Source organism: Clostridium acetireducens DSM 10703 (genome assembly GCF_001758365.1).
In the GTDB taxonomy this organism is placed as follows: Bacteria; Bacillota; Clostridia; order Clostridiales; family Clostridiaceae; genus Clostridium_C; species Clostridium_C acetireducens.
The window spans coordinates 25,907-46,502 of record NZ_LZFO01000005.1; the positions used below are offsets into that span (position 1 = coordinate 25,907).

The following is a 20,596-nucleotide window of genomic DNA, read 5'->3' on the forward strand; positions in this document are numbered from 1 at the left end:
TGATATTATGTAAACTAAAAGCTGAAATTAAAAAGGTTTTGGAAAATGCTCTTGGGAGGCATTGATATAAGTTGCTTCCCAAGGGGTGCTATAGAAATGAAGTAACCATGTTTGAATGGATTTTCACAGTTTCTTTATAACCATTTTCATCTAACAGTCTTTTAAATAGAAATGAAGTAACCATGTTTGAATGGATTTTCACCCCTAGATTTCTAGGTTCACATGGTATCAATGATGTTTCCACAATAGAAATGAAGTAACCATGTTTCAATGGATATTTTCCATAGATAATTCCTCATACAAATGATATAATCATAACTAAAAAGGAGAACTCAAAAAATGGAATTTCAAATATTCAAAATAGAAACCTTCATACCAGAAGAATACATAAACCCTCTAAGAGAAAACCTAAACTCCATAGGTGCCCTAACCATTGGAGGAAACTACGACAGTTGCATGTCCACATCAAAAGTAAAAGGATCTTGGAGACCTCTTAAAGGAGCAAATCCTTTTGATGGAGAAGTGGGGAAACTTTCTATAGAAGAAGAAATTAAAGTAGAGTTTTGCTGTAAAAGAGAATTGCTAAAGGAGACATTAAAAACTATAAAAAAGGTTCATCCATATGAAGAACCAGTCATAAATGTAATTCCTATTCTTGATTATAAGCAATTTATATAAAAATTTTCTCTATGTTGCTTTTGCTAGTGCATAGAGTTTTGGATGTATAAAGAATGTTGTTTGCTCTTTTGGGTATATATAAGTATAATTAATTTAGGTACTTTTCCAAACAAGGAGTGAAAATATTGATAAAAAAGATTCCAGTAGGCATAAGTGATTTCAAGGAATTAATACAAGATAATTATTATTTTGTAGACAAAACTTTATTTATAAAAGATATAATTGAAGATGGAGCTAAGGCTATACTTTTACCTAGACCAAGAAGGTTTGGAAAGACTTTAAATATGAGTATGCTTAAGTATTTCTTTGAAAAAACACAAGAAGATAATAGTGTTTTGTTTCAGAATTTAGAAATATGTAACTATAAAGATATTATGAATTATCAAGGAAAATATCCTGTAATTTATATAAGTTTTAAAGATATAAAATACTCTAATTGGAAGGACTGTAGGGAAGCTATAGCTTTTTTGATATCTAGTATATTTGAAGATTTTAAATATGTTATAGATGAAAAATCCTCTGAGCAAGAACAGTATTATTATAATAAGATTTTGTCAAGTAATAGTAGTATAGTTGAGTTGGAAATGAGTTTTAAGGTTTTAACAGAACTTTTATATAAAAAAACTGGGAAAAAGCCTATAGTATTAATAGATGAATATGATGTTCCAATACAAGAAGCTTACTTAAAGAAGTATTATGATGAACTTATAGGATTTATGAGAAATTTCTTTAGTGGGGCTTTAAAGGATAATATTTACTTAGAAAAAGCTGTTTTAACTGGAATTTTAAGAGTGGCTAAGGAAAGTATATTTTCAGGATTGAATAATTTAATTATATATAGTATACTTTCGCCTTATTACAATCAATACTTTGGATTTACTGAAAAAGAATTAGAGATACTTTTAAATTATTATAAAATAAATTGTGATATTGAAAATATTAAAGAATGGTATAATGGCTATAAATTTGGAGAATTAACTATTTATAATCCTTGGAGTGTATTAAATTATATACGAGAAAGAAAAATGGGCTTTAGAGCTTATTGGGCAAATACTAGTAGTAATGATTTAATAAGAGATTTGTTAGCTAAAGGAAATAATGCAGTAAAATCTGAATTGGAAACTCTTATAAATGGAAAGAAATTAGTAAAAGCAATTGATGAAAATATAGTTATGAATGAAATAGAAATGAGTACAGAAAATCTTTGGAGCTTTTTATTGTTTAGTGGATATTTAAAAATATTGAATACTGAAATTATTGATGGTAGGGTGTATTGCACTTTGGGTATACCTAATAAAGAAGTAAAATTTATTTATGAAGAAATTATATTAAAATGGTTTAAAGAAAATATAAATAATGATGAGTTTCTACATATGTTAACAGCTTTAACAAAAGGGGATATAGATACCTTCGATATGATATTTGCAGATACAGTAGAAAAAACTTTAAGTTATTTTGATGTATCAGGAGAAAGTGAAAAGTTTTATCATGCATTTGTTTTAGGCATGTTAGTAGCATTAAAGGATACTCATGATGTAAAATCAAATAGAGAAAGCGGTTATGGAAGATATGATGTAATGATTATACCTAAAGATAAGCAAAATCTTGGCATAATAATAGAATTTAAAAAAATTAATAAAAGAAGAAAAGAAACTTTAGAAGATGGAGTAGAAAAAGCCTTAAATCAAATAGAAGAAAAAGATTATAAACAGGAATTATTGGATTTAGGAATTAAGAATATAATTGAATTAGGTATAGCTTTTGAAGGAAAAGAAGTGCTGGTGAAATCTAAATAACTTTATATAATTAAAAGTACATGTTGCAAAAAAGCAATATGTATTTTTTTATATATTGATATTGCTTTTTATGTATATACTGTATATAATAAGTATATACAGTATATACATAAAAGTAAGGATGGTGGCTATGAATATAATTATATCCAATTCTTCTGGTAAGGCTATTTATCAGCAGATAGTGGATCAAATAAAGTCAAACATTATAAAAGAAAATGTAGAAGAAGGAGAAGCTCTTCCTTCTATAAGAAATCTTGCAAAAGAACTTAATATTAGTGTGATAACTACTAAAAGAGCTTATGAAGAATTAGAAAGAGAAGGATTTATACAAACTGTTCCTGGGAAGGGAAGTTTTATAGCACCTCAAAATAAAGAACTTATGAGGGAAAAGAAAATAAAAATAATAGAAGATAAATTACAGCAAGTGGTAAAGAGTAGTAAGCTTATGGGAGTTTCTTTGGAAGAACTTATACAAATGCTTAAAATACTTTACGAAGAGTAGTAAATTTAAGGAGGAATTTTTATGGAAAATATTTTAGAAATCAAGAATTTAAGAAAGGAATATAAGAACTTTGTTTTGAAGGATATAAATTTTAATCTTCCTAAGGGATATATTATGGGATTTATAGGACCAAATGGAGCGGGAAAAAGTACTACTATAAAACTTATAATGAATCTTATAAAGAAAAATAGTGGTGAAATTAAAGTATTTGGATTAGATAATATTAAACACGAAAAAGAAATTAAAAATAGAATTGGTTTTGTATATGATGAAAACTATTATTATGAAGATTTAAAAATAAATGAAATAAGGAAAATAATTAAGCCTTTTTACTCAAATTGGAGTGATGACACTTTTAATAAATATATTAAAGATTTTAATTTAGATGTAAATGCTAAGGTAAAAACTTTATCTAAAGGAATGAAAACTAAATTTTCTTTAGCAGTAGCTTTAAGTCATAATGCAGAACTTATAATAATGGACGAACCTACTGCTGGATTGGACCCTATATTTAGAAGAGAAATATTAGATATACTTTATGATTTAATACAAAATGAAGAAAAAAGTGTATTTTTCTCAACTCATATAACTACAGATTTGGAGAAAATTGCAGATTATATAACTTTTATTAATGATGGTGAAATTGTATTTTCAAAAGAAAAAGATGACATAATGGAAAACTACGCTTTAATAAAAGGATCTAATGATATTTTAAATGAAGAAAATAAAAAAGATTTTATAGCTGTTAGAAAAAATCGCTTTGGATTTGAAGCTTTAACAGATAAAAAAGAATTTATAGCTAAAAAATATAAAGATGATGTAATAATAGAAAGACCAACTCTTGAAGATATAATGTTATTTATTGTAAAGGGGGATAAGTATGTTTAATTTATTAAGGAAAGAAATGATACAAGGCTTGTCTAATATTAAGCATACTCTAGGGCTATTAGTTGTATTAATAATTTTAGGAAAACAACTTATACCAGAAGGAATATATTTTTATATTATACTTGGAATAGTCTATGTTTTAACCAATACTGCAGATACTATGGATGAATTTAAAAAAGGAGTATATATTATAAATTCACTTCCTGTAACTAGAAAAGAAGTGGTATTTTCAAAATATTTAAGTGGAACTATTATTTGTATTTTAGTTACAGCAATATTTCAAATTATAACTTATGTAGGAGGTCCTTTTGGATTACCTGTTTTAAAATTTTACCCAGCTTTTATTATAATTTGTTTTATTACATTTTATAATGCTATAAGTTATTTATTATATTTTTGTATACCATTTAGAATATCTAATATTTTAAGAATAATAGTTTATACTATTACTTATGGATTTTGTTTTGGATTTTTGTCAAAATCATCCCAAAAAGAAACACTTGATATGATAAATGGTTTAGGATTAAATTTTAACTTAATTGTTTTAGGAATATTAATGCTTTTTGCTATATCTATGTTTGTATCTTTAAGAGTTTATGAAAATAAAGACTTATAAGAGGTGATTAAATGCTTAACTTGATAATGAAAGATTTAAGAATTATGAAGAAGAGTTTACTATATTTTCTTATTCCTATAACTTTAATAATAATTTTTGTATTATATAAAATGCCTTTTGATGCATATTTTCAATATTTAGCTGCCTATTTATTTATAGTATTTTATATGACTTGCTTTTCTTTTATATCTATGGAAAATTATAAAAGTGTAAAAGAAGCTGTAGTGGTTAATAGTTTTCCTGTTAAAAGAAAGGATTTAGTTGTTTTAGAATATTTAATGCTTATTGTATATAATGTAATATTTGCTTTTGTTGCTATTTTAGAAACTAACATACTAAAATTGGTAGGTGTTAAAGGAGGGGAAGTAGCTACTTTAGAAATTTTAATAATGAGTTTATTAATTAGCTTAATATATTTTTCAATATACATTCCCTTTTCTATTAAAAACTTTGGAAAAACTAATCGAATAAATGTATTTATGTATGTTTTTATGTTTTGTTTGCCACAAATTTTAAAGAAATTCGTTGGAACTAAAATAGGACAAAAATTCATAATGGTTATAGGGGGAATAAGTAATCCGCATATAGTTATACTAGGAATTTTAGTATTAGGAATTTTAATGTTTATGATGTCATTTTTTACATCAGTAAAGATTTATGAAAATATAGATTTTTAATAAGAATTACAATATATTCGCTAAATCACAATTTAGCGAATATATTTTTGCTCAAAAACAAGCATTTTTCAATAAATAATGCATTATATTTCACAAATTTGATTTAAGGCTTTAATATTGATATAATTTTGTTAAATAAAATATTAACTAATAAAATAAATGCAAAAGAGAGGAATTTATATGATAAAGTTAATAGCTACAGATTTAGATGGAACACTTTTAAATGATGAAGGAAAATTAAATAATGATTTTTATAAAATAGTGGACAAGCTTAGTGAAAAGGGAATAATTTTTGCAGCAGCTAGCGGAAGATTTTATTCTACATTGTGTGATAATTTTAAAAAAGTAAATTCAAATATGCTTGTAATAGGTCACAATGGAGGAATAATAAAGTACATTAATAATGGAGATACTTTATACAAAGACACTATAAAACCTGAAATAATAAATAAAGTTATAGATATTGGCAGAGAAAATAATTTGCAAATTTTACTATGCAATAGAGATTTTGCTTATTTAGAAAATCCTTCTAAAGATTTACTAGAATCTCTTCAATTTGGAAAATCTACTGCAGTTATATTAAATTCAGTAAAAGAAGTGAAAGATGAAATATTTAAAATAACATTTTTTGAAAAAGGCGGAGTTAGACCACATATTTTAAAACTTTTACAAGAAACATTTAAAGATGAATTGGAATGTGTTGTATCTGGGAAAGAGTGGTTGGATATAATGAATAAAGGTGTAAGTAAAGGAAAAGCTATAAAACTTATTCAAAATAAATTTAATATAAAACAAGAAGAAACTATGGTATTTGGAGATTATTACAATGATGTTCCTATGTTTAAAAGAGCCTATTATAGTTATGCTGTAGAAAATGCTCCAATGGATGTAAAAAAACACGCTAATTTTATTACAAAAACCAACAATGAAGATGGAGTTCTTCATGCAATAAGAAAAATATTATAGTTTCCCATTTATTAAACCGTATTAAAAGCTTCATTTCTACTAAAACTAATATTGAAATTCTTTAAAGGAGGCTTTTTGATGGGTGAAAATGTTGATAGAATGCAAAGTAAAATAGACAATAAAAACAGGGTAAATGAGCTTATAAATATAGTAGAAAACTACACAAGAACAGAAAGGCACTTAGAGCAGCATTCTGATATATCAGACCCAAGCAATATAAGACACGTTAAAGAACTTCAAAATGATAGAAAAGAAAAAATAGAAAATATAAAAGAAAACATTGTATACGGAAATGGTAAAAGTGACGAAATGAAAAATTTAGAAAAAAATTTTAAATTTTGTGAAGGATATTTAGAAAATAATTATGACAAAATGAATCCTGAAGTTTTAACTAATTTAAGGGAAAAACAAAAAAATAGAATGGAAAAAATGGTGGAATTAAAAGATTAGACTCTGTTTATTCAGAGTCTTTTTTTATTTCTAGATAAAAGTTAAGAATTTCTTAAGAATTACTTTAGAAAAACTATAGCTATATGATTTAATATAGTATTAGGGAAAGCTTTCCTGGTAATATTAAAATGTAAAGGAGAGAATACAATGAAAATAAAAAAGAAAACCGCTATAATTACTAGTTTTGTTGTAGGTACATTAATGTTTACAACAACTGTTTTGGCAGAAGTAGTTTCTAAAACTGGCTATGATCAAGCCAAAGATTCAATAAAATATTCTGCAGAATGTTTTACAAGTAAGCTTTCAAATTACACCATGGATATATCTATGGTTGTAAAGGATAATGGCAAAATTGTTAATTCTGACAGCACTATAAGCAAATTTGATAGAATTAATAGTGCTCAAGAAAGTACTACTACATCCACTAAAGGAAATAAAAAAACTAAAAATTATTATTATGTAGATAAGAAAGTTTCTATTAATAATAATTCTGAAGATAACAATGTATATTATGTAACTGAATTTGAAAATGGAAAAAAAGATTCACAAGAAGGTTTTAAAAATCCTTTCAAAGAAAAAAATGCAGGAGATATTGAAAAAATAGCAGATGCTTTAGTAGGTAATTTAAAAGATTGTGTTGTATCAAATGAAAAACCTGATGGAAGCAAAGAATTATCAGGAACAGTTAGCGAAGCTCAAATACCTACTATTATAAATGCAGTATCTTCTTACATGTTAAAGAGCAATTTTTCTATGGATAATAGAAACAATCCAGAAGGAAGTAATATGCCTGTAATTACTAAAGATGCTTATGTTAAAGAAGTTAAAGGCAAAATGCTAGTAAATAAAAATGGATTAGTAGAAAACATTTTTCTAATAGGAACATTTTATGGTAAGGATGATAAGGGATTGGAACACAATTTAACATTTGAAGCACTTTATAAACTATCTAATGTTAACTCTACTACTGTAAATAAGCCAAATCTTTCAGGAAAGAAAGTTGAAAAGTTTGTACAAAAAGATGAATTTGCAAATCCTGAAAAGTATGTAGGTAAGTATAAAAATGATATTGTTTTAGAAAAAGATGGTAAGTTCCAAAAAATAGGAGAAAGAACATTAAATATTACTCACTGCGATAACAAAACTATTTCTGGAAATTATGAAGAAAAATATATGAAAGGTTATGAAAATTATGCAGGAGATTCATCAAAGCTTGAATTTAATGCTAAATTTGATGAAAGCAAATATACTGCAACATTTAATATTGAAGGTTCATCAGAAAAAATATATATGAATGTTGATAGGCATTCTTCAAATATAAGTTTGCATATACCTAACAGAGCAAGAAGTAATATACAAGATGATGGCAATTTCAATAGAGTATTTGAATAATATTATGTAAATATAGTTTTTAGCTTCAGATAAATTTTTAAAATTTGTCTGAGGCTTAGAAATCTTTATAAGGGGAGTTTAATTTGGAAAAGGTTATTGAAATAATTAATTTAAACAAAGTATATAAAAATGGCAGAGGTATAACAGACATTAATCTAGAAATAAATAGAGGAGATATATTTGGTTTTTTAGGTCCTAATGGAGCGGGAAAAACTACAACTATGAAAATTATGACAGGACTTATTAAGCCAGATAGTGGTGATGTTAAAATTTTAGGGCATAGTGTTATGGAAGAATTTGAAAAATCCATGGCAAAAGTAGGATGCATTATTGAAACTGCAGAAACTTACCAATACTTAACTGCTTATGAAAATCTTAAACAGTTTTCCAGGTATTACAAAGAAATTGATGATAAAAGAATTGATTATGTTTTAGAAATTACAGGTATGTTAAAATTTAAAAATGAAATAACAAGAAAATTTTCTCTTGGAATGAAACAAAGACTTGGAATTGCAGCAGCAATTTTATCTAAACCTGAAGTTGTTATTTTGGACGAGCCTTTTAATGGATTAGATGTTGAGGGAATGATTGACATGAGAAATATTATAAAAAATCTTGCAAAAGAAGAAAAAACCACATTTTTTATATCAAGCCATCTTATTCATGATGTGGAGCTTACTTGTAACAAAATAGGAATTTTATATGGTGGAAGAATGATTAATATAGACACCACTAAAAATATATTAAATAATTATGCTTCACTAGAAAATTATTTTGTAAGCGAGGTGGAACAAAATGGACGTATTTAAAGTAGCTGTAATTAATGAAGTTGAGAAATTGTATAAAAAGAAGAAAATTTTAGTGGCAGCAATAATATCTTTAATTTTTATTATAGTAGGACAACTTGCTATTATGGGATTAAGAAGTGGATTTGGATTAAGGGGCACCTCCAGTATGGAATTTCCAATATTAGTACTTTCATTAGTATTAAATAGTATTTTGCCTTTGTTTACTGCTCTTGTTACTATAGATAGTTTTTCAGGAGAATTTTCTCAAAATACTATGAAAATTGTAGTTACAAGACCTATTTCAAGATTAAAACTTTTTACTGCTAAAATAGTAGCTGTAATGTTATTTGTATTAGCTAATCTTTTATTTGTAATGATTTTTTCTATTGTTACAGGAGCTATTTTAAATTCAAATTCATTTACATTTCAAGGCATAGGAAAAGTATTTTTATGCTATGCAGTTAGTATAATACCTATGGTAATTTTAGCACTTATAGTAGCAGTTTTTGCTAACATATTAAAAAGTGGAGTGGGAACTTTCTTCTTATTTATACTTATTTTTATTATTTTTAAAATAATGGAGGTTGTTTTTTCTTCTTATTCAGGAATATTTTTTACATCAATGATTAACTGGTATAATTTATGGAAAATGACTAATTTCCCATTTTTTAAGATTTTTCGTAAATTTATGATGATGTGCAGCTATGGAATTTTACTTTTTACATTAGGTTATTATTTATTTGATAAAAAAGAATTTTAAGGTGGAAAAATGAATATAAAAAAGCGATTTATAATATCTAATACTATAATTGTTGTAGTTCCTATTGTTATAACAGTTATAATTATGTCTAGTTTATTTTTTATTTACTCAAATATTACTGGAGATAGCATAGAATATGATGAAATTAAAAGACGTATGTATATACAATCTCAGCTTGTGACAATTAGCAATAATATATTAAAACAAAGTGATGAAACCATGAAAAATTGTGAATTTGAAAATGATTTATCACAGCAACTTTCAAGAATAAATGGTGATTTTGTTATTATTAAATCCAATAAAATTATATACAAGCCAGAATATGTTAATAAAATAGATATAGAAAAATGCATTGAAATGTCAAAAGAAAATAATATAAATAATAATATAATAATTAATAATTCTTCTTATGTATTTAAAACTATAGAGTTAAATTTAAAAGATAAATCTACAGGTGTTATAATATTATTAGCACCTATAAAAGAAGAAATAAATTTATTTAATAAATTTATTATAATAACTATTTTTGTTTTTATAATAATTTTTATAATAACTAATATAGTTATGTCTTATATTTTATCAAAAAGCATAATAAAGCCTATTAAAGTTTTAAAAAAAGCTACCTCGGAAATTAGGAATGGAAATTTAAATTGTACTATTGCGGAGGAAGGCGATGAAGAAGTAAAAGAATTATGTCGTGATTTTGAAGCTATGAGGGTACAACTTAAAGATTCTACAATGGTGAAAATGAAGTATGATGATAATAGAAAAGGACTTATATCAAGCATTTCCCATGATTTAAGAACACCTATAACATCAATAAAAGGCTATGTAGAAGGAATTTTAGATGGTGTGGCAAATACACCTGAAAAAAAAGAAAGGTATTTAAGAACAATTTATTCAAAAGCAGAGCATGTAGACCATATGATTGACGATTTGCTTTTGTATTCAAAGTTAGATTTAAAGCAAATTCCTTTTAATTTTGAAAAAGTAGATATTGTTGAGTATTTTAATTACTGTGTATCTGAAATTGAGCCAGAACTTATAAAAGATAATATAAAAATAAATTTAAATAATGAGCTAAATACAGATAAATTTGTTATGATGGATAGAGAAAGAATGAGAAGAGTTGTACTAAATATTATAGGAAACTCTCGAAAATATATGGATAAACCCCAAGGCAAAATAGTTATAAATTTAAGGGAAACAAATTTCAGTATTATTATTGACATAAGAGATAATGGTCCAGGAATTGATAATGATGATATAAATAAAATATTCCATAGATTTTACAGAACTGATGCAGCAAGAAGTGGGGCAAAGGGTAGCGGCTTAGGACTTGTTATTGCAAAAGAAATTGTAGAAGGGCATAATGGAAGAATATGGGCAATTAATCATAGTAATAAAGGAACAAGTATTGTTATATCTTTAGGTAAAATAAAGAATTTAAATTTTAACTAATATAAATTATTAGCAGAAGTAAGCAATAAATAGTCTTACATCAAAAGTTAGGGGGATTTTGAAAATATGAAAAAAATATTAATAGTAGAAGATGATTTGAGTATTGCTGAACTTCAAAAGGATTATTTAGAGGTTTCAGGTTTCCAGGTAAAAGTTTGCCAAGATGGTGTATCTGGATTAAATGAAATAAAAGAAAATAAATATGATTTAATAATACTTGACGTTATGCTTCCTAAAATTGATGGATTAGATATTTTAAGAATTATTTATGAAAATAAAGATATGCCTGTTTTATTGGTTTCTGCTAAAAAAGAAGAAATTGATAAAATAAAAGGATTAAGCCTAGGAGCAGATGATTATATTACAAAACCTTTTAGCCCAGGAGAATTAGTTGCTAGAGTTAAATCTCATATTGAAAATTATGAAAGATTAAAGAGTAAATTTAGTAATAGCGTAAATAATAATGTAATTTCTATAAGAGGTCTTGAAATAAATAAAGATTCTAGGCAAGTATTTATAAATGGCAAAGAAATTAACCTAGCCCAAAAGGAATTTGAGTTGTTATCTCATATGGCAAAGTATCCTAATAGAGTATTTGGAAAAGAAGAATTATTTGAAAGTATTTGGGGACTTGATTCCTTGGGAGATAGTTCCACAGTTACAGTGCATATTAGAAAAATAAGAGAAAAAATTGAATTTAATCCATCCCAGCCCCAATATATCGAAACAGTTTGGGGCGTTGGATATAGAGTTAGAGTTTAAAATTTAATTTTGTATTTAATAAAAAAGGATTTCATTAAAAATGAAGTCTTTTTTTTGTCACTTATTTTTAAGTATTTAAGTATTATATCAATAGAGAACTCTATTAGGAGGAAAAAGCTTGTATATGGATTATGAAATAAAGGATTGCATAGATGCTGGAACAGAATATTGTCCTTGCCATTTGGCAGAAACTGGTGATTGCATACTTTGCTCCCAACTCTCAGGAAAAAAATTATGCGAATGTACAAATTGGAAAGGAGTTTGTATATACCAAGAGTATATATGGAATAGAAAAAAAGCTAAAGAAGGTAGAAAAAATTATATATGCACTATTTTAAACAAAGAAAAAATAGGAGAAGAATTATTAATATTTACAATACTAGTACCACACAAATTAGCTCAAGATTTAGTTTATCCTGGAAGCTTTATTTTTTTAAGAAACCCAAAAACAAAACAATTTTACGATACTCCTATATCTGTAATGGAATCGGATACAAGAGAAAACACATTAAAAGTAGCTATAGAAATAAAGGGAATAAAAACAAAGAGTATTGATTCTGTTGATGTAGATGACAAAATTTTAATAAGAGGACCTTTTTGGAATGGAGTGCTAGGCTTAAAAAATATAAATAAAAGCAAAGATGGAACATCTGTTTTAATTTGCAGAGGAATAGGTCAAGCACCTATAGTACCTGTTATGAAAAAACTATATAGCAATGGAAATAAAATAATAGCTATTATAGATAAAGCAAACTTTAATAATGTATTTATAAAAAATTATTTAGATATGTGCAATGCTACTTTAATAGAATGTAGCGTATTTAGCAAAGGAGATTTAACAGAAGAATTTAAAAAATCCTTATTTAATATTATAAAAGATGAAAATGTCAATTTAATTCACTGTGCAGCACAGGATATTATAATATACAAAGCATTAAATTTAATAGAAGATTCTATAAACTTTTCTTGTAGCAATAACGCCAAAATGTGTTGTGGTGAAGGAGTTTGTGGAACTTGCACTGTAAGATACAAAGGTCAAGTAGTAAAGAGACTTTGTAAACTTCAAGTAGATCCAAAGTATATATTCAAAGATAGAAGACTTATGTAAAATTAAAAGTAAATGGGGGTATTAAATTGAAAGTTATAATAATTGGAGGAGGATGGGCTGGTTGCGCTGCTGCTATAACAGCTAAAAAAGCAGGAGCAGATGTAAGCCTTTATGAAAAAACTGATATGCTTTTAGGTCTTGGAAATGTAGGAGGCATAATGAGAAACAATGGAAGATACACTGCAGCAGAGGAACTAAAATCTCTAGGAGCAGGGGATTTAATTAATATAACAGATAAAAACACTAGACATAAAAACGTAGACTTTCCAGGACATAAACATGCATGGCTATATGATGTAAACAAAATAGAACCAGAAGTAAGAAGATATTTAAAACACATGGGAATTGAAATAAATTTAATAAGTAGGGTTATAGACATAAAAAAAGAAGAAAATAAAATAGAAGGCATATATTTATCTGATGGAAATTATGTTGAAGGAGATGTTTTCATAGAAACCACTGGCTCCACAGGTCCTATGGGAAACTGTTTAAGATACGGCAATGGTTGTTCTATGTGCATTTTAAGATGTCCAGCTTTTGGTCCCCGTGTAAGCTTAAGCCAAAGAGCAGGAGTAGACGACCTTCAAGGAGAAAGAGAAGAAGACGTATTAGGAGCTTTTAGCGGTTCTTGTAAACTGGCAAAAGAAACAGTATCCAAAGAAGTACTTGAGGAACTAGAAGAAAAGGGAGTAGCTATATTAAAAGTACCAAAGGAGGATATAAACCCAGATAAATTAAAATTAAAAGTATGTCAACAATATGCCCTAAAAGAATTTGCAGAAAATGTAGTGCTTTTAGATACAGGTCATATAAAACTTATGACATCCTATTATCCATTAGAAAAACTTAGAAAAATAAAAGGACTTGAAAATGTAAAATTTGTAGACCCTTACGCAGGAGGCAAAGGAAATTCCATAAGATATTTATCTGTAGCACCTAGAACTGATGAAATGAGAGTAAAAGGCTTAGATAATTTATTCTGTGCTGGAGAAAAATGTGGTCTTTTTGTAGGTCACACAGAAGCTATATGCACAGGAAGTTTAGCAGGTCACAATGCAGTAAGATGTTACATTGGCATGCCTTATTTAACATTGCCTAAAGCTACAGTTATAGGAGATATAATAGCTTATGCAAATTATAAAATGATGACTAAAGAAGGCAGAAGAAAGAGATATACATTTGCAGGAGCGGAGTATTTTAAGAGAATGGAAGATTTGGGATTGTACACTCTTGATTGTGAAGAAATAGATAAGAGAGTAGAGAGATTGAATTTAAAGGGAATTATGGCGGAGAAGTTGCTTTAGTGGAGCGTCCCTCCTTGGTGGGGGATGTTTTTTTTATTAATGTCTAAAAGTAAGAATGTTGATATGGATTTAAATTAACTGATTATTTTGAAGAAGATTCAGAATTAGAAGAATTATATTATATAGTTAATGTAATAGAACATAATAATACTAGATTAAATAAAATAATAGATAAAGATAAAGAATCAGATTTATATAAATATATGTTTGGTATACTATACAGAGTTTTTAAACAATTAAAACAAAGTTATACTAAGTTAAAAAGAGTTAAATGAGAGATTAAAAGAACTTAAATGTTCAATAAATATTGAATTAGAATCCTCTTTTTTATTAGCCTATGCGTTTCCATTTTTGTATTTGGTGATACTAATAAAATATAGAAAAAATGAAAATAGACCTGAATATCAAAAATGATGATAATCATATTCATAGATAAGATAAAATTGACAACTTTAAATTGACACAAACGCAAATGAATTTTATTTATTATATATTATCTTAAATGATATAATATAAATAAAATGAAATTATGAGTTTGAATAAAATTCATTATATAAATAATTATAATAGAGGTGTGTTATGGAGAGATACATTCGCAATAGCTTGGATTTTGTAGAAATAATAAATCAAATATTAGAGAAAAATCCAGGCTCTATCATAAATATTGTAAATGATAAATTTACACTATCTGTATTTAATGCCTTAAAGGATAATTTAGCTAATATAAAAAAAGTAAGATTAATAATTAGGGACATGTACTCTTTAGATAATAAAAATGAAGAATATATAAAAAAAGAAATTAAAGACATTTTATTTGGAGAGTATGACATTAGAAGAAAAAACAAGTTGGAGCATTTTTCTACTTCTAAAAATATGTATGAATTTATAGAAAACAAAGTGGAAGTAAAGATAGTTAATCCTAAATATAAAGTGCGCGGGAATATGTTCATAATAGGTGATAAATTTATGATAACAGGAAGCTCATCTTTAGAATTTGATAAAGGATTAAGCAACAGAGAAATTAATTTTAACACAGTAATAGACTATACAATAGATAAAGAACAAATAAAAGTTTTTAATGAGCAATTTAATCAATTATGGTATGGAGATAATTTTTTATCAGATTATAAACAAGATTTAAAAGAAAGTATTATTTCTATTTATAAAGAATATTCTCCAGAATTTTTATATTATTATACTTTAAATGAATTATTTGGGAAACAATTGGACTATGGTGTAGAAAGATTCGAAAAGGACAATATAAGTTTTAAAGATACAGAAATTTGGAAAACACTGTATCCTTTTCAGAAAGATGCGGTACTTTCAGCAATACAAAAGATAAACAAATATAATGGTTGTATAATTGCAGATAGTGTAGGGCTAGGAAAAACTTTTGAAGCCTTAGCAGTTATAAAGTATTTTGAAATGAGGCAAGACAATGTATTAGTTTTAACACCAGCAAAGCTATTTGACAACTGGATGTCTTTTAAAGGTGGATACAAAGATAGTGTGTTAGATGAAAGATTTAATTATAAAATAATGTTTCATACAGACCTTTCCAGATATAAAGGAGAGTCTAGAACGGGAATAGATTTAAAAAGATTTGATTGGAGTAATTTTGACCTTATAGTTATAGATGAAAGTCATAACTTTAGAAATAGAATTGAAAGAGATAATGGATATACTAGATATCAAAGACTTCTTGAGGAAGCCATAAAAGAAGGAATAAATACTAAAGTATTATTACTTTCAGCTACACCTGTAAACAACTCCTTAGTAGACTTGAAAAATCAAATAAGCATTATTACAGCTGATAAAGATGATGCCTTAAAAAAACAAGGAATTCCTAGCATAGATGGAACATTAAGAAGAACAACTAGGCAAATTAACCAGTGGGAAGAAAATCCAAATAAAAGAAAAGAAGAATTATTTAATGGACTTCCTAGTGATTTTTACAAACTATTAGAAATGTTAACAATAGCTAGAAGCAGAAATCATATAACTAATTATTATGGAACAGAAGGCATAGGAAGCTTTCCAGAAAAATTAAAACCTAAAACATTAACTCCAACTATAGATGTAAAAGAAGAATTATTAAAATTTAAAAATACAAATGATTTATTAGAAGATTTAAATTTAGCAGTGTATGCACCTATGAGTTATTTGAAAAGAGAATATATTGAATATTACACAGATAAATATGAAAAAAGACGTTCTGATGGAAGAGTATATATAACTATGAGTGTACAAGAAACAGGAATGAAGGTTTTACATAGATTTAACCTATTTAAAAGATTAGAAAGTTCCGTTTATTCCTTTAAAGAAACTTTAAGAAGATTACTAGAGAGAATAAATTCCTATGTAAATATTATAGAAAAAAGTGAAAAAAATATAGATTTAATAGAAGAAGATATAGAAGAGGAAATACTAGATTATAAATATGAAGTAAAAGTAGATCACCTTAGGAAAGAAGAGTTTTTAGAAGATTTATACTATGATAAAATTATATTAGAAGAAATATACAAAGAAGCAGAAAAGATACTGGAAGATAATAGAGATAAGAAATTAAAGGTACTAAATGAGTTTATAATAAATAAAATTAGAAAGGAACCATTTAACAAAGGCAATAAAAAAGTATTAATATTTACTGCTTTTAAGGATACAGCAGAATATTTGTATAAGAATTTACAAAATGAACTTTTAAAAGAAGGAGTATATACAGGACTGGTTACAGGTTCTGGTAAGCCTAAATCCAATAACAAAAATGTAGACTTAGATTTTAATTCTTTATTATGTAGCTTTTCACCTAAGGCTAAATTAAAAAAGTCCCTACCAAGAGAAAATGAAATAGATATTTTAATAGGAACAGATTGTATATCAGAAGGACAAAACCTTCAAGATTGTGATACAGTAATAAATTTTGATATTCAATGGAACCCAGTGTCTCTAATACAAAGGTTTGGAAGAATAGATAGAATTGGCTCTAAAAATAAAGAAATAAAAATGGTTAACTTTTTTCCAGACTTGGAACTTAATGAGTATTTAAATCTAGAACAAAGAGTTAAGAACAAAATGACTATTGGCAATATAGTAGGTACTGGAGATAGTAACCCATTAACTCCAGAGATGAATGATATTAATTTTAGAAAGAAACAATTAGAACGACTTACAGAAGAGGTTATAGATATAGATGAAGCAAGTGATAGTATATCCTTAACAGATTTAAATATGAATGAATATCTTTATGAACTATCTAATTATATTAAAGAAAATCCAGAATTAAAAAAAATACCTAAAGGCATATTTTCCATAACAGATAAAGGAAAAAAGGGTGTAATATATTGTTTTAAACATAAAAATAATGATTTAAAACCTAAAAATGATAGTTCTCTATACCCTTATTATTTAGTTTATATTGATTATAAAGGTAATGTTTTATATGAAGAAAACACAGATAGAAATATATTAAGAGAATTTAGAAGACTAAGTAAAAGTAAATATAAAATATTAAAAGAAAGTTACAATAAATTAATAAAAGAAACAAAAAATTTTAAGGATATGAGTAAATATATTAATTTATTAGAAAAATCTATAGATTCCATACAAGGAAAAGAAGAAGAAGAAGCGGAACAAACTATATTTGATTTTGGAGGATATCAAAATCTATTTAAAAAAGAAACTATAGATGATTTTGAGCTAGTAAGTTTTTTAATAGTAGATTAGAGGTGCATTATGTATTATAATTTACCAGAAAAATATAAAATCAATAAAGTGTTAAATAAATCAAATTTTATACCTAAAGAAGAAACTACAGCTAATAAAAAAAGACTTAGGGAAAATATATTAAAAGTAAAAATTTTAGGTCAAATAGAAGGAGAGAAAATTCCTACTTGTTTAGAAAAAAACCACAATGTAATGGTGATAATGCTATTAGAAATAAAAATCAAAAATATAGGACAAGCAGAATTTATTAATAGTATTATTCAAAGAAAATTAAAGGTATTTACTATAATTAAATTTATAGATGAAGAGGAAAATATAATATTAGGATATGGATATAAACGATTAAAGGAAATAAATAAAGAAGAAATAATTTTAGAAAAAACCATTGTAACACAAAAATATAGAGAAAGTATTTTAGATGAAGAATTTAGTTTTTATGGAAAATACTTGGATTTTGAAGAAATAAGAAATAGAAACAATAAACTAGATTTTTATTTGGAAAGTATGTTAAAAGCTTATTTAATTTTTAATAAAGATTATATAAAAAAATGGAAAAGTGTTATAGATTCTAATATATTCTACAGTAGAAAAAGCATTTTAGAAGTAATGGATATAATAATTCAAATTATAAACTTAAAAAATAAAGAAAAGAAAATAAAATTAACTTCAGAAAAAATGAAAATTAATAAAAATTTAGTTAAACTATTAAAAGAATTGGAGGAATTTACAAGTGGATAAATTTAAAAAAATTCCAATAGGCATATTTAATAAAATAGAACATAACAAACAGGAATTTATAAATAAATTTATTAATGATTTAGAAAATCTATTTCCAGAAACAATAAAAGATGGCATAGTAGATTTTCAAGCATTATTAGATAGATTTGGAGAATATGAAGATAGTAATAAAATAGAAAAATATAATATGACCTGGGTTGGAAAGAAACAAGCTATAAAAGAGGCAGATGAGGATATATTAGGAAGAACATTAAAGTATGTAGAAGAAGATAGCAAAAAACCTGAAAGCACAGAAAATATCTATATAGAAGGAGATAATTTAGAAGTACTTAAACTTTTAAGACAATCCTATTACGGAAAAATAAAAATGATATACATAGATCCACCTTACAATACAGGAAATGACTTTGTATATAAGGACGATTTTGCCATGACAGAAGAAGAATATGCAGAACTTTCAGGGGAAGTAGATGAATATGGAGAAAGATTAGTAAAAAATTCAAAAGATTCAGGAAGGTACCACTCAAATTGGCTTAATATGATGTATCCAAGACTTAAAGTAGCAAGAGATTTACTTACGGATGATGGAGTAATATTTATCTCTATAGATGATAATGAAGTACATAATATGAAAAAAATTTGTGATGAAATATTTGGTGAGAAAAATTTTATAGGTCAAGTATCAAGAATTACGAAGAAAACTAGTGATTCAGGTCAATTTTTTGCACCTAGTATAGATTATATTTTAGTTTATAGTAAAGATATATTTAAATTATCTAATTTTAAAATTCCTTTAAGTGAAAAACAAAAGTCTGATTATAATAAAGATGATGAAAAGGGAAAATATAAAATAGTAGGTTTTTATCAAGCGTCTTTAACTTTAGAAAGATCTAGAAATGCTAGATATTATATTAAATGTCCAGATGGAACTTTATGTATTCCTCCTGAAGGAAAAAGGTGGAGATGCATAAAAGAAACTTTTGATGAAATGTTAAAAAATAACGAAATAGAATTTATAAAAACAAAAACTTCTCCTTTATTAAATAAAAAAGGAGAACAAAGTGAATGGAATATTTATACTAAACAATATTTAAAGGGCAGGATGAAGGAAGGTAGGGTACCTAGAAATTATATAGATAATATTCATAATGTGTTAGGTACTAGAAAATTAAAACATTTATCTATACCATTTAATTTTCCTAAACCAAGTAATTTAATAGAATATATAATAAGCATGGTTGATTATCAAGATGAAATAAAAGATTATATAATTTTAGACTTCTTTGCTGGTTCATCCACCACAGCACATGCAGTTATGGATTTAAATGCTGAAGATGGTGGCAATAGAAAATATATAATGGTTCAATTGCCAGAACCAACAGATGAAAAATCTGAAGCTTATAAAGTAGGATATAAAAATATAGCCGAAATAGGAAAAGAGCGCATAAGACGTGCTGGGGAGGATATAAAGAAAAAGCTAGAAGAAAAATATAATTCAGCTAGTGAAGAAGAAAGAAAATCAATGAAGAACCCAGAGGATTTAGATATAGGATTTAAAGCATTTAGAGTAGAAGATACTAATTTAAAACGAGCTAAAGATACTACTGTTGGAATGGATTTAGCAGAACTTAAAGCTTTATCAATAAAAGATGCTGAAGATTTTAATCCTCACTTTACAGATATAGATGTAGTTTATGAAATGATATTAAAAAGACAAGATATAGATTTAACAGAGAGAATAACACTATTAGAAGATATAGGACAAAGAACCTATTTAGTAGGTTGTACTATGTTAATTTGTTTAGAAGAAGAAATTACAAAAGATATGGTAGAAAAAATAGGTAGTTTAAATGTGGATTTATCATGGATTATTATGAGAGATAGTGCTTTTGGAAATAATATAAATTTAAAGTTAAACACTGTTAAAAGATTAAGAGCTATAGTTAAAGAAAATCATAAAAAAGAACAGAAAATTTATTGGATATAG

General features: G+C 26.0%; 18 protein-coding genes. All 18 read left to right on the forward strand.

Translation table 11 applies throughout. The features are described from left to right. Positions 1-339: 339 nt before the first annotated feature. The 18 genes from CLOACE_RS02365 to CLOACE_RS02450 all read left to right on the forward strand — a co-directional run bounded on the left by CLOACE_RS02365 (position 340) and on the right by CLOACE_RS02450 (position 20,596). Positions 340-678 (forward strand): YqfO family protein, encoded by a 339-nt coding sequence (locus CLOACE_RS02365; protein ID WP_070109445.1) that lies wholly within the window; start codon positions 340-342, stop codon positions 676-678. Between the two features lie 125 nt (positions 679-803). Then, complete coding sequence (locus tag CLOACE_RS02370; protein ID WP_070109446.1) at positions 804-2,474, forward strand: AAA family ATPase; 1,671 nt, start codon at positions 804-806, stop codon at positions 2,472-2,474. Between the two features lie 130 nt (positions 2,475-2,604). Beyond that, positions 2,605-2,976 carry a GntR family transcriptional regulator gene (locus CLOACE_RS02375; protein WP_070109447.1) on the forward strand — a complete coding sequence of 124 codons (372 nt, stop codon included), beginning with the start codon at positions 2,605-2,607 and terminating at the stop codon, positions 2,974-2,976. 21 nt (positions 2,977-2,997) lie between these two features. Beyond that, a complete protein-coding gene (locus CLOACE_RS02380; RefSeq protein WP_070109448.1) occupies positions 2,998-3,864 on the forward strand; it encodes an ABC transporter ATP-binding protein in 867 nt (288 codons plus the stop codon). Then, positions 3,857-4,480 carry an ABC-2 transporter permease gene (locus tag CLOACE_RS02385; RefSeq protein ID WP_070109449.1) on the forward strand — a complete coding sequence of 208 codons (624 nt, stop codon included), beginning with the start codon at positions 3,857-3,859 and terminating at the stop codon, positions 4,478-4,480. The genes CLOACE_RS02380 and CLOACE_RS02385 overlap by 8 nt, the downstream gene beginning before the upstream one ends. A gap of 11 nt (positions 4,481-4,491) precedes the next feature. Next, the gene (locus CLOACE_RS02390; RefSeq protein WP_070109450.1) at positions 4,492-5,157 is read left to right on the forward strand and encodes an ABC-2 transporter permease; all 666 of its coding nucleotides are present in this window, start codon (positions 4,492-4,494) and stop codon (positions 5,155-5,157) included. 180 nt (positions 5,158-5,337) lie between these two features. Next, on the forward strand, positions 5,338-6,123 hold the full coding sequence (locus CLOACE_RS02395) for a Cof-type HAD-IIB family hydrolase (RefSeq protein WP_070109451.1): 786 nt from the start codon (positions 5,338-5,340) through the stop codon (positions 6,121-6,123). Between the two features lie 78 nt (positions 6,124-6,201). Beyond that, positions 6,202-6,573 carry a hypothetical protein gene (locus tag CLOACE_RS02400; protein ID WP_070109452.1) on the forward strand — a complete coding sequence of 124 codons (372 nt, stop codon included), beginning with the start codon at positions 6,202-6,204 and terminating at the stop codon, positions 6,571-6,573. A 147-nt stretch (positions 6,574-6,720) separates the two neighbouring features. Next, positions 6,721-7,965, forward strand: a complete 1,245-nt coding sequence (locus CLOACE_RS02405; protein WP_070109453.1) for a hypothetical protein — start codon at positions 6,721-6,723, stop codon at positions 7,963-7,965. A gap of 83 nt (positions 7,966-8,048) precedes the next feature. After that, positions 8,049-8,774, forward strand: coding sequence for an ABC transporter ATP-binding protein (locus tag CLOACE_RS02410; RefSeq protein WP_070109454.1), 726 nt, complete (start codon positions 8,049-8,051; stop codon positions 8,772-8,774). Further along, positions 8,761-9,513 carry an ABC transporter permease gene (locus CLOACE_RS02415; protein ID WP_070109455.1) on the forward strand — a complete coding sequence of 251 codons (753 nt, stop codon included), beginning with the start codon at positions 8,761-8,763 and terminating at the stop codon, positions 9,511-9,513. Before CLOACE_RS02410 ends, CLOACE_RS02415 begins: the two co-directional genes overlap by 14 nt. A gap of 9 nt (positions 9,514-9,522) precedes the next feature. Then, positions 9,523-10,974 carry a HAMP domain-containing sensor histidine kinase gene (locus CLOACE_RS02420; protein WP_070109456.1) on the forward strand — a complete coding sequence of 484 codons (1,452 nt, stop codon included), beginning with the start codon at positions 9,523-9,525 and terminating at the stop codon, positions 10,972-10,974. 66 nt (positions 10,975-11,040) lie between these two features. Beyond that, a complete protein-coding gene (locus tag CLOACE_RS02425; RefSeq protein WP_070109457.1) occupies positions 11,041-11,736 on the forward strand; it encodes a response regulator transcription factor in 696 nt (231 codons plus the stop codon). A gap of 124 nt (positions 11,737-11,860) precedes the next feature. After that, complete coding sequence (locus tag CLOACE_RS02430) at positions 11,861-12,844, forward strand: sulfide/dihydroorotate dehydrogenase-like FAD/NAD-binding protein (RefSeq protein WP_070109499.1); 984 nt, start codon at positions 11,861-11,863, stop codon at positions 12,842-12,844. Positions 12,845-12,870: 26 nt separating this feature from the next. Then, positions 12,871-14,148, forward strand: coding sequence for an FAD-dependent oxidoreductase (locus CLOACE_RS02435; RefSeq protein ID WP_070109458.1), 1,278 nt, complete (start codon positions 12,871-12,873; stop codon positions 14,146-14,148). A 579-nt stretch (positions 14,149-14,727) separates the two neighbouring features. Beyond that, on the forward strand, positions 14,728-17,871 hold the full coding sequence (locus CLOACE_RS02440) for a helicase-related protein (RefSeq protein WP_070109459.1): 3,144 nt from the start codon (positions 14,728-14,730) through the stop codon (positions 17,869-17,871). A gap of 9 nt (positions 17,872-17,880) precedes the next feature. Continuing rightward, complete coding sequence (locus tag CLOACE_RS02445) at positions 17,881-18,609, forward strand: DUF4391 domain-containing protein (protein ID WP_070109460.1); 729 nt, start codon at positions 17,881-17,883, stop codon at positions 18,607-18,609. Then, positions 18,602-20,596, forward strand: coding sequence for a site-specific DNA-methyltransferase (locus CLOACE_RS02450; RefSeq protein ID WP_101495368.1), 1,995 nt, complete (start codon positions 18,602-18,604; stop codon positions 20,594-20,596). The genes CLOACE_RS02445 and CLOACE_RS02450 overlap by 8 nt, the downstream gene beginning before the upstream one ends.